Raw genomic sequence first — 13,754 nt, forward strand, 5'->3', positions numbered from 1 at the left:
CTTTATTATTTAATAATATATAATCTTAATCGATTGTTTTACTTGAATGTGCAAGCAAAGTGTTCAATGCATTGAGCTCATCCTCGGTTAAATCTCTCCATTTTCCGACCGGGAGGTCCAGCTTGATATTCATGATACGAATCCTTTTCAGCTTTTTCACGTCGTAGCCAAGGTATTCGCACATTCTTCGGATCTGCCTGTTGAGCCCCTGGGTAAGGATGATCCTGAAGTTCATTTCATCAATTTTCTCAACTTCACATTTTTTTGTTACCGTATCCAGAATAGGAACTCCGTTTCTCATTTTTTCAAGAAATCTCGGAGTAATCGGCTTGTCTACACGCACCAGGTATTCTTTTTCGTGATTATTTCTGGCTCTCAAAATTTTATTTACAATATCTCCATCACTGGTCAGAAGGATCAATCCCTCACTGGGCTTATCAAGTCTTCCGATCGGAAAAATTCTTTTCGGATGATTGATATAGTCTACAATATTGTTTTTTTCGCGTTTCGTATCTGTGGTACAGACAATTCCTACGGGTTTATTGAAAGCGATATATACAGGTTTCTCCTGAGGTTCTCTGATTGGCTTTCCATCTACTTCTACAAGATCTTCATCAGAAACTTTTGTTCCAAGTTCAGGAATTTTTCCGTTAATTTTTATTCTTCCTTCTTCCAGCAGTTTATCCGCTGCCCTTCTTGAGCAGTACCCTACTTCTGATAAATATTTATTGATACGTGTCTTTTCCATTAGTTGTTTCCGTAACCGGTATAATCTTTATTACTGAAAATTGATTGCAGAGCTCAGTCTTTTAGAAAATGAAACCTGCTTTCCAAGTTTCAATCCCAAAAATCAACATTACAAGCCTTCAAATCTGAAATCATTATTTAAAAACTGATCTGTAGCATTTTCAATTGCATAATCTCCAATTTTTGTCCGCCTCAACTGTGTCAGATAAGCTCCTACTCCCAATTCCTGCCCTATATCATGTGCGAGACTCCGGATATAGGTACCTTTAGAACATCCCACAATGAAGCTTACCAATGGAAAGTCGATCTTTATATCTTTGATATAGTGAATGGTCGTTTTTCGTGACTTCATTTCCACTTCTTCGCCTGCTCTTGCCAGATTGTAGGCTCTTTCTCCATCAATTTTGATCGCTGAATAGACAGGAGGCTTCTGTTCTATTTCTCCAACAAACTTATCCAATACTTCTTTTACCTGTTCTTCTGAAATCCGGGAAATATCCTGATGAAGAATTTCCGGCTTTTCCGTATCGTAAGATTCCGTCTGTACCCCTATTTTAATTTCCGTCCAATATTCTTTGGGAGCATCCTGGATCTCAGGAATTTTTTTGGTAAACTTTCCGCAGCATACAATAAGAAGGCCTGTAGCCCTTGGGTCAAGCGTTCCTGCGTGTCCGATCTTGAATTTTTTAGGGAGATCAAATTCCCTTTTGAGTTTATATTTCATTTTATTGACTGCCTGGAAGGAAGTCCAGTCCAAAGGCTTGTCCAATAAAAAAATGTATCCTGATTTCAGTTCTTCCGCTGTCATGAATAGGTAAAATGAATATTTTCTTATTTAAAGAAATAAAAATAGATCAACAAAGCAACCCCAACAAAGATACGGTACCAGCCCCAGGGCTTAAAGCCATACTTATTGAGTACTCCAATGAATGCCTTGATGGCAATAAGAGCCACAATAAATGCGACAACGTTTCCTATTACAAAGATCATAATATGATCCTGCGATGCCATGATCATCTCATATCCTTTCTGAGGGTTTGCAGTCTCTTTTCCCCATGTTTTAACAAAAACAGAGTATACTGTAACCGCCAGCATGGTAGGTACCGCAAGGAAAAAAGAAAATTCTGCGGCAGCCTTTCTCGTCAGCCCCTGTGCCATACCTCCAATGATAGAAGCCGCACTACGGCTTGTTCCAGGCATCATGGCAAGGCATTGCCAGAATCCGATCGTTATCGCATTTCTGATCGTTATCCCTTTTTCATCATCAATTTTAGGATTCTTAAACCATTTATCAGCAAACAGCAATACTACCCCTCCTAATACGAGTACTGAAGAAATAGCAATCTGGTTACCAAGAACAGCCTCAATTTTATCATCAAACAAATATCCCAGTATCAATGCCGGAACTACTGCAAAAGCAAGCTTAAAATAAAACTGAATATTATTCAGATCGAAAAACTTTTTCCAATAGGCTACCACAACAGACAGGATGGCTCCAAACTGAATGGAAACCTGAAACATCTTCAAAAATTCATCATCCGGCATACCCAAAAGGTTTGCTGTAAATCCCATATGTGCTGTAGAAGAAATTGGAAGATACTCCGTAAGCCCCTCTACAATGGCAATAATAATTGCTTTGATTAAATCCATATTCTTAAAAAAATTAAAAGATTAAAGAATTAAGGAATCAAAAAGACTGGTCTAAGCCAATATAAATATTAATTATTTTATAAATGAAAATGTATTATTATTGAATATACATTTCAAATTAATATTTAATTTAATCTTTTAATTCTTTAATTTTTTAATCTTTAAATAAAGTTATTTTATCTATTTTCTTTTTAAAATCGCATACACTTCTATTGCAAATCCTATGACAACAAAAAGTGGCGCTATTCTGATCCTTCTGATGGAAAAGATATCGTCATTCCATGAGTTGGGATCAAATTTACCGTCAACCGTATTGGCATCAGGTCCCATCATCAATAGAAAGCCAACAACAATAAATGCCAATCCGATCAGCATCCATTTAAAGTTATGCTGTCCGAAATAGAAAGTGTTTTCCTGTGGTACTTCAGCTTCATTTCCAAAATCTGAAGCGGAAAATTTATTTGTTTTTTTGCTCATTATTAAGAGTAATATAAGTCGTCAACGTTTGATTTTAAGAATCTCCATGTAGCGAAAATCGTACTTAAGACTGAAATAAAGATTCCTACTCCAAGCACTAAGATAACCAGCCAGAAATACTGATTGGTATCCTGCACGAAAGCTGAACCGATCTGACTTGTGAAATAATACCAGACCCCACCTAAAGCAAGAAGACCTATTACGGAACCAATAGCGCCCAAAATAATAGCTTCTATGATAAAAGGTTTAAGGATAAATCTTCTTTTTGCCCCTACCAGCTGCATGGTTTTAATAATAAATCTCTTTGAAAATATTTTCAGACGGATCGAGTTATTGATCAATACGACAGCCAATATCAGAAACAGGATTGAAAATCCTAAGATCCATTTTAAAATTCTGTTCAGGTTATTGTAAACATCCACCATTAAAGTACTGTCATTTTTCACATCTACAATACCTGGAACGGATTTGATCACCTTGATCGCTTCGTCAATTTTAGCAGGATCTACATACTCGGGTTTTAAAGCTATTTCAATAGACGAAGGGAAAATATTTTCTTCAAATAACGCATCACTGTCAATCCCCATACTTTTTTTGGCTTCTTTTGCCGCCATACTTCTTGAAATGTAGGTCGCTTTCTTTACAGGAGCTAATGTCTGTACCTTTTTAAAAGTTTCGTCCTCCAGTTTTGCAATCTTCACAGAATCTTTAGCATCATAATTTTCATCAAAGTAGGCGTTCACCACCAATTGCTCTTTGATATAGTCGGAATACTTTTGGGCATTGATTAAAATAAGCCCCATTAATCCCAACAAAAACAGCACTAAGGCAATACTTATCACTACTGTAATATTGCTGGACCGAAGCCTTTTCTTATTAAACTCATCTACAGATTTAGCCATTAATATTAAAATTTTTGGCTAAAATAGAAAAAAACTTCCGAAATTTGGGACGAAATAAAGAAAATCATTGTTAATAAAATCATAAAAAACTTTGAGTGTAAAAGCAAAAAAACATCTTGGACAGCACTTCCTGACAGATGAAAATATCGCGAGAAAAATCGTAGAAGGTCTTAGTTTTGAGAACTATAATAATATCATGGAAGTAGGTCCCGGAATGGGAGTTCTTACCAAATATCTTCTTGAAAAAGATCAGAACATTTACCTTGCGGAAATCGACACGGAATCTATCGAATATCTGAAAAACAATTATTCGAAGGTTACAGAAAATACTTTCGTAGGGGATTTTCTGAAACAGGACTTCAACTTTATCAAGGATGAGCAGATCGCTATCATTGGTAATTTCCCTTATAATATTTCTTCACAGATATTATTCCAGATCGTAGACCATTATGAGCTGATCCCTGAAATGGTGGGAATGTTCCAGAAGGAAGTCGCTGAAAGGACAGCGGCTGTACCCAGAACTAAAGATTACGGGATTCTTTCTGTTCTGATACAGGCGTATTACGATGTGTCCTATATGTTTACCGTTCATGAAAATGTCTTCAATCCCCCACCAAAGGTAAAATCGGGAGTGATCAGGCTTACAAGAAACCCGAAAGAAGGATTAGCCGGCAATGAAGTCCTCTTTAAGCAAATTGTAAAAGCCGGGTTTAACCAGAGAAGGAAAAAGCTTTCCAATGCACTGAAAATATTAACTATTCCTGAGGCTTTAAAAGGTCATGAATTTCTGGATAAAAGAGCGGAAGAATTAAGCGTAACAGACTTTATACATTTTGCCAATCTCTGGAAAAATAATCAATAGACTTTCTATAAATTGAACTCCTCACAAGGGAGTTTTTATTTTTCGGCACTGAATGCAAGAATCTTTTTATCTGCGTATTCGGAGCTAAAAAACAAGAGGCTCTCTCAAAATGAGACAGCCTCTTTCTTATTATTTATACATTATCAATTCTAATTTCTGTTTTTCAGCATAATCCATCCGGACCAGTTCATCTGTGCTTTTGATTTAGGATATTCAAAATTAAACTTATACCAGTAGGTTGCTGTAGGCAGTCTCTTACCTCCTACGGTACCATCCCAAACCGGATTTTCTTTTGAGAATCTGAACATTTCCACTCCATATCGGTCATATATGGATCCTGTGAAATTATTAAACTCACCAAGAGCTTTAAGATCCAGAACATCATTAATTCCATCCTCGTTCGGAGTAATGATATTATTGATCTGCAATGTAAAGAATTCCAGGCTTCCGACACAATGTGTACCTACTCTTCTAACCAATACAGTATACTTTGTGTTATCTAAAAGATTGGTAAACACATTAGAATCCTGCCATGAAATTCCGTTATCAATAGAATATTCCAGTGTACTTGGCATATTGTTCATCGGAGGATTTTCCGCGGTAACAGTTACTGTCTTTTTAATACTCTCATAGTTCAATGCGGTAACAAACGGAGTTGCTGCTCCCATTACTTTGGCTTCGAATATTTTTGTACAGATGCCGTTATCAATTTCCACGCTATAGATTCCCCACTGATCTACTTCGATCTTCTGAGTGGTTGCTCCTGTGCTCCACAGATATTTATAGCCAGTGCCTTCTCCTGCATCCAGGATCACCTTATCTCCCACACACATTTCAACATCTTTTAAAGGTGAAGTGATCTCAGGGGTTACTTCTATTCTTATTGTTGCCGGATTCAGGGATTTACATCCTTTAGGTCCCAGTGCATATACTGTAAATTCAGTAGTCTGGTATAAAGTTACCGTCTGCATATTTCCGGTTCCCATGAAGTTGCTCCACTCATAGGTATCTCCCCCTTCAGCAGTCAGGGTTACTGATTCTCCAGGACATATTTTTATTCTGGAAGCTTTTACTTTAGCAGTTGGGGTCACTTCCTTCAATAGTTTCAGCTCAACCATTTTGCTACAGAAGCTACCGTTTGAAACTACAACGTAAAGGATCTGACCGTCATTTCCGTTATAGTTTAATATATTTTGGATATAGTTATCATTTTGTGCAACAGCATCAGCCTGGTTTACATAGAATTTGAAAACGGCTCCAGGCGTTGGGCTTATGGAAGGCGTAATGGTACTTAAGTCAAGGGTCGTTATATCCGGAGTGGTACACAGCAATAATGTCGCGTCCTGAGCCTGTGGTGTAGTTCCCCCGTGAATTTCTATTGAAGCTTTACCAGGACATGGATTTCCCGGAACACTTACTTCAATCGTATAAGTACCGGGCTGTACAGCCGTAATTGTATTGGTAGTGGCGTTAGGTATCGGATTTCCGTTATGATACCATTGGTATACCAGGTTAGGATCGCTTACAGACGCTGTGATCACCTGAGGCTCATTGTCACAAACGTTGATATCAGAAGGCAATTTCGCACCGGAAGGGTCTAAAAGATCTACCCCGATGTTGAAAGATCCTCCTTCTAAAAATACAGCAGTATCGTAACTATGGTCGCTATAGTCAGCCACTACCATTTTGAAGTGATATTGCTGCCCAGCCACCACATCGGCCGTTGCTGTAAGCGGAACTGTTCTTCCGTTAAAATTTGTCTCAACATTCGTCGTATTATATCCTGCAAAATATTGTTCATTAACAGCCCCACAAGATGAACCTATCGCCGGGTGAATATTGGTGATACTTACCGGTCCTGCTCCATTGGGAAGGACAGCCATATTTACATAAGGTCCACCCGAAGTCGGTCTCAGCAATATCGCAAAAGCATCCGCAAAGGTACAGGGAAATGAGCCTGTATATTCTTCAGATGCAATTAAATAATTAAATTTGATTTGACTCGTTGTAGGCACGAAATCAAATTCCAGAAGTACGGCATCATTCAGCCTGCTTTCTACAACTCCAATGATCTGTGCCAGGTCAGCATCAGATCCTCCTCCATTGACATCATTAAGAGCCCCTTCGAAAGTATTACCGGCTCTTCTTGCATATCCTGTAGAAAGGATAAGTCCATCTTTGAAAGGGAAGTTGGTCGCAGCCTTATGAAAGTACCCCCAGGCTCTGTTGGCATCAGATGGCGCATGATTGGGAGTAATCGTTACATTCGTTACATTTGGTGTCAGACAGGTATTGGTCCCTGATGAGATCAATACGTCTTTTACCATTTTCTCAATGTTATAAGAGCTCTCAATGTATCCCGGAGCATTCACATCAATAAAAGCGCCTGCTCTTCTGGACTGTGCAGTACCTGTTTCCTTTACAGGTTTTCTGGGCTGCGTGGGCTGATTCTGTGAAAATAAAAAAGTCGAGATGACTGTAAAAAATAAACAAAGCGGTAGAAATCTTCTCATAATATTTTTGTTTCAACAAATTTAATTTTTTTTTAAATATACCATATACATATTTATATTTTTTATAATAAAAAATCAAAAAAAACAAAACTCTTAAGACAATTCCCATTATCCTAGCCTAAATTTCTCAAAAAGACAAATCACAGGGTTTCTCTCGAAACATTAAATATTTAATAAAACCATTCTGTCTAAAATAGGCCTCATTTCCCTATACAGAGGTCTTAAATTAAAGAGCTTATGATAATAAACGCAACAAGGCCATCTAAAAAAAATCTGCTGAAAATACTTCTTATCATATCCTTCATCATTACCATTTAAAAACAAAAAATCTTTCAGTACTGAAAGATTTTTTGTTTTTATTTTAGAATTATTTAGTTTCTGTTTTTCAGAAGTATCCAGCCTGATCGCTGCTCCAGTTTTCGGCTGGCCGGGTTCTCCCACTGTACCCTGTACCAATACGTACCGGTAGGAAGATTTATTCCTTTTAAAGATCCTTTCCATACCGCATCACTTTTTGTCGCCTTATATACTTCTGCTCCGTATCTGTCGAAAATAGAAGCCGCAAAATCTTTATATCCGCTGATTCCTGTGAAGTCTATCGTATCATTCACTCCATCCATATTAGGGGTAATCGCATTGCTGATAACAAACGTAAAGTAATCCAGTGAATTACCACATTTTGCACCCTTCACCCGAACCATCAGATTATAAGTCGTGTTATTTAAAACCCCATAAAATATATTAGGCTCCTGCCATGTAAGCCCTCCGTCTATAGAATATTCTAAAACTCCACCGGTAGGATTGCTTGCCGTAACCGTAAGAATATGGTTATCAAAAACCACATTTGTAAATTGCGGAAGATCAGGATTGATCAGCTGGGCAGAGAAAGTGTTTGAACACACTCCATTGCTGATGGTCACAGAATAAGTTCCCGGAATGTTGGTCGTTATTGTCTGAGTGGTTGCTCCCGTATTCCATAAATAGGTATAATTAAGTCCTGCTCCCGCATCCAGAGTCCCACTATCTCCGGCACAAACGTAAACATCCTCCAATATAGAAACAATAGCCGGAACAACTTCAATTTCGATTTCAGCTGCTACCAAAGAGCTACATCCGTTTCCTCCCAATGCAAATACCGAGTATATTGTAGTTATTGTAGGGCTTACAGTCTGAGTATTTCCATTTCCCGGAAGTCCGACCCAGTTGTAAGTAATTCCTCCTGAAGCGGTAAGGGTAACAGATTCTCCTACACATATTTTTGTTTTAGACGCTGAAATTCCTGCGACAGGTGGCCCTACCTGAACGGTCACGGTTGCCGGCGTTGCAGAGACACATCCATTAGCACCTACGGCGTATACCGTGTATACTGTTGTACTGGTAGGTGAAACTACCTGGGTATTTCCATTACCCGGAAGACCATTGCCCCAATTATAGGTCACACCTCCCGAAGCGGTAAGAGTCACGGACTCTCCTTCACATATACGAGGCTGTGATGACACAAGGGCGGCAACCGGCAGCACCTTATCTTCCTGCACTGTTACAGTTGAAGTATAGGTACAGGTCAGATTCCCTGGCTGAGATACATTAGTTACGGTCAGGGTATACACTCCGCCTGCACTCACTACCGGGGTAAGTGTATTAGCTCCTGAAACGATATTTCCGCCAGTAGTTGTCCATGCAATGGTAGATCCTGCCGGTATTACAGAAGCGGAAGCATTCAGGGTTACCTGAGGAGCTGTACAGGTGACTGTTTGCGGTGCTGCTATCGTCAGTGTAGTCTCAGCGGTTCTCAATAATTGTAAAGTAACTACATAGCTGCACCCTCCATTGCTTACCAATACATATATAGTCTGGTTTCCCGGTGGCGAATAAGCTGCAGGAGTCGCAATAAAGTTTCCATTGGCGGCATTTGCATCAGCCTGATTGACATAATAGGTAAAAGTAACTCCCGAAGCGGAAGTGATTTGGCTTTCTGCCTCTGTAAGATTATAAGTCAGTCCAGCCTGATAACACTTATGCAGCGTTGCGTTTTGTGCTGTAAAAGGTTCTGATACCTCAATTGTTATCGTACCCGGATTCTGAGCAGGACATCCATTGGCACCTACAGCAGTTACGGTATAAGTAGTGGTAGTAGTAGGGGATACGGTCTGCGTATTTCCTGTTCCCGGAAGTCCTGTCCAGGTGTAGCTCACTCCTCCTGAGGCAGTCAATACTACAGATTCGCCTTTACAGATCTTCACTTTACTTGCTGTAAGCCCGGTAACCGGTGGCGCACTGTTGCCTGTCACTACGACATTTGCCGTGGCTGTACAGTTAATATTTCCCGGTTGATAAGTTTGCGCTATAGTTAAAGTATAGGTACCGGGAGCATTGATCACAGGGTTTAAAGTATTTCCTCCTGAAACAATGTTTCCTCCTGTTGTAGTCCAGTTGAATGTGGCCCCTGCCGGATAAACAGAAGCGGAAGCATCCAGGGTAATCTGGGAATTGGTACAGCTCAGCTCTACCGGAGGTGCAATAGACGCTGTCATCTGCGGAGCCTTTACCAATTGCAGCTCAGCTACTTTTGCACAACTACCGTTGCCGTTTCTTACTCTGACGTATACTGTTTGTCCACCAGGACTTGAATAAGCGGCAGGATTAGGAATGGTGTTCGCATTTCCTGCATTCGCATCTGCCAATGTTGTATAATATGAAAATATAGCTCCTGGCGTTGTACTTATTGAAGGTTGTGCCAACGGTAAATTAAAAATTGTATTTCCAGCAGCATAGCAGGCCGTCAGCGTTGCATTCTGCACTGCAGGAGATGCCACGCTTGTTACCGTGATTGTTGCCTCTCCGGGACATGGGTTTCCTTGTATATAAACTTTAACCATGTATACCCCTGGTTGTGCTGTGGTGTAACTTGCATTAACGGCTCCCGGAATTGGGTTACCCCCTAAAAACCACTGGTAGGTAACATTCGCACCCTGAACAGAAGCGGTAAAGGTTTGCGGTGCATTATCACACACGGTGATATTAGCAGGAAGCTGTACTCCGGCAGGGTCAAGAATTTTAACTCCTATATCAAATGATCCGGCTTCTAAAAATACTGCCGAATCAAAATTCATATCACTATAATCTGCCAATACCATTTTAAAATGGTAGGTCTCTCCCGGAATTACAGTTGCTTTTGCCGTCAATGGCACCGTACGTCCATTAAAGTTGGTTTCGATCTGAGGATTGTTCAGGCCCCCGAAGTATGCCGCATTTTTAGGTCCGCAATTTAAAGCGGCCGGAATAATATTGGTTACACTCACCGGCCCTGCTCCTCCCGGCAATACTGCAAGGTTTGTATAATTAGGGTCTCCCACTTTTTTCAACAGCAGGGCAAAACCGTCAGATTTTGTACATGGAAAAGGATTCTGGTATTCTTTGGATGCAAATAAATATCTGAATGAAATTTCAGTAGAAGACGCTACGAAATCAAATTCTATAGAAGTAGCATCGAACAGCTCACCATTGGATATTGATAAAGCAGCTGCCAAATCAGCGTCACCTCCTGAGTTTAACGCATCACTCAAGCTGCTCTGAAAGGAATTTCCTGATTTATTGGCATATCCGGTAGAAAGTACAATTCCTTGACTGAAGGGGAAGTTGGTTGTTGCTTTGTTAAAGTACCCCCAGCTTCGGTTTCCGTTAGTTGGCGGCAAATTGGGTGATACCGTTACATTGCTTACAACAGAGCTACCGCAGCTGCCTCCTGATATCAGGACATCTTTTACCAACTGGGTGATGCTGTAAGCGGACTCAGGGTAAGCGGAAGTGTTAACATCTATAAAAGCTCCTGCTCTCAAAGAGGCAGTACTTGGCTTTTTAGCAGCCTCTACCCTTTCCCTGTCCTGGGCAAAGGTGAGATTTCCTATAAAGGCAAGAAATAACACTAAAAATAAACTTCCTATCCTCCTATTTAACATTTTATATTATTTTGAACAAAAATACTATTTTTTTTAATTAAAATTTAACCCGATATAATTTACATTATTACTAACGCAAATTTATTTATCGTAGAATATCAACTTTATTTATTTCAAAATAATAAAAAAAGACTGACAAAACAGTCAGTCTTTCAATTATAGTTTAAAATTACTCAACATTTTTAAGTAGTATCCAGCCTGTTTTTACAGTGACCTGCTTACTTGCAGGATCTTCATAGGTTACCTGATACCAATATGAGGAAGTAGGCAGTTTTTTCCCCTGGAAATATCCATCCCAATAAGGCCTGATCTTCTCTGCTTTAAATACTTCCTTTCCGTATCTGTCAAAAACCTGTCCGCTGAAATCCTTATAGTTGATCACTCCGCTGAAGTCAATGACATCATTGATATTATCTCCGTTCGGGGTAATTACATTTTTCATTACGAATGTAAAGAATTCAATAAATCCTACACAGCTCGTGTATTTTACTCTCACACGAATGGAGATCACTTTATTCTTAGGAACATTGTTAAATACATTTGAGCTCTGCCATGTTACCCCATTGTCGATTGAATATTCCAGGATACCGTTACTAGGATTGGTTGCTGTAATGATCATCGTACCTCTATCATTATAATCAACTTTTATCACTTCAGGAATAACAGCCTGGATCACCTGTGTTTTGAATGTCTGTGAGCATACCCCATTGCTTATGGTCACTGTATATTCTCCCGGCGTACTTGCTGTAATGGTCTGGCTTGTTTCTCCCGTACTCCACTCATAAGTATATCCCGGTCCTGAGCCTGCATCCAGAATAATATTATCTCCCTGACAGATATGTCCTCCTTTCAGGGTGGAAACAATAGCAGGTATAACTTCAATAGTAATACGAGCCGGCTGTAGAGATTTACATCCCTGAGCTCCGATAGCATACACTGTATACGTTGTTGTTTGGGTTGGGCTTACAGTTCTTATTCCTCCTGTACTTGAAGTATCACTCCATTCATAGGTCACTCCACCTGAAGCTGTTAATAATACTGATTCTCCCAAACAAATCTTAAGCCTTGCCGCATTAAGCTGTGCTACAGGTGTTTCTTCTTTTCTTAAGGTCAGAGTTGCTATTCTGCTGCAGAAGGCACCATTGGAAACAAGAACATACAGTATCTGGCCGTCCGTTCCGTTATAGCTGGCAAGATTGGTAATATAACTGTCATTCTGAGCCTGCGCATCAGCCTGATTGGCATAGAAACGGAATACCGCTCCCTGGGTTGTACTGATCAAAGGTTTTGCGTCCTCTAGATTAAAAGTAGCGAGCGTAGGCGTTGTACAAAGCTTAAGAGTTGCATTCTGTACAGTAGGGCTTGTTCCTCCTACAATTGTAATGGAAGCTTCTCCCGGACAGTTATTTCCCGGAATCATCACTTTTACCGTATATACTCCCGGTGCAGTAGCGACATAAGTAGCATTGGTTGCTCCCGAAATCAAAACCCCGTCTTTATACCATTGGAAAGTCATCCCCGGAATTGTAGCAACCTGAGCCTTTAGCACCTTTGGGGTATTGTCACACATATTAATACTTCCTGGCAGAGCAGCTCCTGCTTCATCCACAATTTTAATTCCGATATCAAAAGATCCTCCTTCCAGGAAGACCGCAGAATCATGAGTCCTGTCTATCGCATCCGCCAGTACCATCTTAAAATGATAAGTCTGCCCGGGAATTACATCAGCAACAGCAGTTAATGGAGTTGTTCTTCCAAAATAGTTAATGACTACATGCGGATTACTCAGCCCTCCAAAAAAATTAGCATTAATAGGACCACAGGAAAATCCGTTTCCTGCAGGTACAATATTAGTTACGCTTACAGGCCCAGCACCCCCCGGTAATATAGCAAGGTTAGTATAGGTAGGATCTCCCACTTTCTTTAAAAGAAGTGCAAAGGCGTCAGAATAATCCTGGCACGGAAAATTGGAGGTATATTCATCTGAAGCGAATATATAATTAAATTTCACCTGCGTGGAATTGGGAACGAAATCAAATTCAAGAGCCACCGCATCCTGAAGATTGGTTGTAGGATTGGTGGCTGTCACAAGATCAGGATCACTTCCCGTTCCTACTGAAGCTCCAACATCTGATACATAGGTGTTTCCTGCTTGTCTTGCATATCCCGTTGTCAATACAATCCCGTCAGTAAAAGGAAAATCCGTTGTTCCCTTATTAAAATACCCCCAGAATCTATTGTTATTATCTACGGTATGATTAGGTGAAACAGTAACATTTGTAATGTTCGCATTTGTACAGCTTGTCCCTCCGTTGATCAGGATATTTTTCACCAGATCTTCAGGAGTATAATCTGAACCTGCATAAGGTGGTACATTGACATCTATAAAAGCTCCTGCTCTCAAACTTTCCGCAGAAGGTTTCGCTTTTGCAGCTTTTCTGTTAGGTGCAATTTGCGAAAACACAGAAACAGAAGCCAGTAAAAACATGAAAAGAAAAAAGTAGTTTTTTAATCTATAGTTTAACATTTTATTTTCATTTGTTCAAATGTAGCAAAAATATTCATATTAGGTCTTCCTTTAACATGAGTATTTTCCACTTTGACCTAAGCATTCATAATATTTTTTTCTTATTATTACATATTCCAC

Annotated in this window: 9 protein-coding genes; 1 reads left to right on the forward strand and 8 read right to left on the reverse strand. The window is 39.7% G+C overall.

The window, feature by feature from the left end; genetic code table 11:
• Nucleotides 1-25: 25 nt before the first annotated feature.
• The 5 genes from rluF to AC4IF5_RS01540 all read right to left on the reverse strand — a co-directional run bounded on the left by rluF (nucleotide 26) and on the right by AC4IF5_RS01540 (nucleotide 3,776).
• Nucleotides 26-748, reverse strand: a complete 723-nt coding sequence (rluF, locus tag AC4IF5_RS01520) for a 23S rRNA pseudouridine(2604) synthase RluF (RefSeq protein ID WP_490730998.1) — start codon at nucleotides 746-748, stop codon at nucleotides 26-28.
• Nucleotides 749-856: 108 nt separating this feature from the next.
• Nucleotides 857-1,555 carry a tRNA pseudouridine(55) synthase TruB gene (truB, locus tag AC4IF5_RS01525; protein WP_490731000.1) on the reverse strand — a complete coding sequence of 233 codons (699 nt, stop codon included), beginning with the start codon at nucleotides 1,553-1,555 and terminating at the stop codon, nucleotides 857-859.
• Nucleotides 1,556-1,578: 23 nt separating this feature from the next.
• Nucleotides 1,579-2,397 (reverse strand): undecaprenyl-diphosphate phosphatase, encoded by an 819-nt coding sequence (locus AC4IF5_RS01530; protein WP_490731002.1) that lies wholly within the window; start codon nucleotides 2,395-2,397, stop codon nucleotides 1,579-1,581.
• Between the two features lie 180 nt (nucleotides 2,398-2,577).
• The gene (locus AC4IF5_RS01535) at nucleotides 2,578-2,874 is read right to left on the reverse strand and encodes a DUF3098 domain-containing protein (RefSeq protein ID WP_490731004.1); all 297 of its coding nucleotides are present in this window, start codon (nucleotides 2,872-2,874) and stop codon (nucleotides 2,578-2,580) included.
• A 2-nt stretch (nucleotides 2,875-2,876) separates the two neighbouring features.
• On the reverse strand, nucleotides 2,877-3,776 hold the full coding sequence (locus AC4IF5_RS01540; protein WP_490731006.1) for a cell division protein FtsX: 900 nt from the start codon (nucleotides 3,774-3,776) through the stop codon (nucleotides 2,877-2,879).
• A 91-nt stretch (nucleotides 3,777-3,867) separates the two neighbouring features.
• On the opposite strand from AC4IF5_RS01540, the gene rsmA reads away from it, so the two are divergent.
• Complete coding sequence (gene rsmA / locus AC4IF5_RS01545; RefSeq protein WP_490731008.1) at nucleotides 3,868-4,638, forward strand: 16S rRNA (adenine(1518)-N(6)/adenine(1519)-N(6))-dimethyltransferase RsmA; 771 nt, start codon at nucleotides 3,868-3,870, stop codon at nucleotides 4,636-4,638.
• A gap of 149 nt (nucleotides 4,639-4,787) precedes the next feature.
• On the opposite strand, the gene AC4IF5_RS01550 is transcribed toward rsmA, so the two are convergent.
• The 3 genes from AC4IF5_RS01550 to AC4IF5_RS01560 all read right to left on the reverse strand — a co-directional run bounded on the left by AC4IF5_RS01550 (nucleotide 4,788) and on the right by AC4IF5_RS01560 (nucleotide 13,634).
• Nucleotides 4,788-7,151, reverse strand: coding sequence for a choice-of-anchor L domain-containing protein (locus AC4IF5_RS01550; RefSeq protein ID WP_490731010.1), 2,364 nt, complete (start codon nucleotides 7,149-7,151; stop codon nucleotides 4,788-4,790).
• A gap of 371 nt (nucleotides 7,152-7,522) precedes the next feature.
• Entirely contained in the window at nucleotides 7,523-11,107 is a 3,585-nt protein-coding gene (locus AC4IF5_RS01555; RefSeq protein ID WP_490731012.1) for a choice-of-anchor L domain-containing protein, read from the reverse strand.
• Between the two features lie 169 nt (nucleotides 11,108-11,276).
• Nucleotides 11,277-13,634: a choice-of-anchor L domain-containing protein gene (locus AC4IF5_RS01560; RefSeq protein ID WP_490731014.1), complete on the reverse strand. Its 2,358-nt coding sequence runs from the start codon at nucleotides 13,632-13,634 to the stop codon at nucleotides 11,277-11,279.
• Nucleotides 13,635-13,754 lie beyond the last annotated feature (120 nt).

The sequence above is a fragment of the Chryseobacterium sp. UF-290 genome (genome assembly GCF_058245615.1).

What these genes read in the sequence shown, in the direction of transcription:
- rluF (WP_490730998.1), bottom strand. Translation starts at nt 748, where the DNA reads ATGGAAAAGACACGTATCAATAAATATTTATCAGAAGTAGGGTACTGC.
- truB (WP_490731000.1), bottom strand. Translation starts at nt 1,555, where the DNA reads ATGACAGCGGAAGAACTGAAATCAGGATACATTTTTTTATTGGACAAG.
- AC4IF5_RS01530 (WP_490731002.1), bottom strand. Translation starts at nt 2,397, where the DNA reads ATGGATTTAATCAAAGCAATTATTATTGCCATTGTAGAGGGGCTTACG.
- AC4IF5_RS01535 (WP_490731004.1), bottom strand. Translation starts at nt 2,874, where the DNA reads ATGAGCAAAAAAACAAATAAATTTTCCGCTTCAGATTTTGGAAATGAA.
- AC4IF5_RS01540 (WP_490731006.1), bottom strand. Translation starts at nt 3,776, where the DNA reads ATGGCTAAATCTGTAGATGAGTTTAATAAGAAAAGGCTTCGGTCCAGC.
- AC4IF5_RS01550 (WP_490731010.1), bottom strand. Translation starts at nt 7,151, where the DNA reads ATGAGAAGATTTCTACCGCTTTGTTTATTTTTTACAGTCATCTCGACT.
- AC4IF5_RS01555 (WP_490731012.1), bottom strand. Translation starts at nt 11,107, where the DNA reads ATGTTAAATAGGAGGATAGGAAGTTTATTTTTAGTGTTATTTCTTGCC.
- AC4IF5_RS01560 (WP_490731014.1), bottom strand. Translation starts at nt 13,634, where the DNA reads ATGTTAAACTATAGATTAAAAAACTACTTTTTTCTTTTCATGTTTTTA.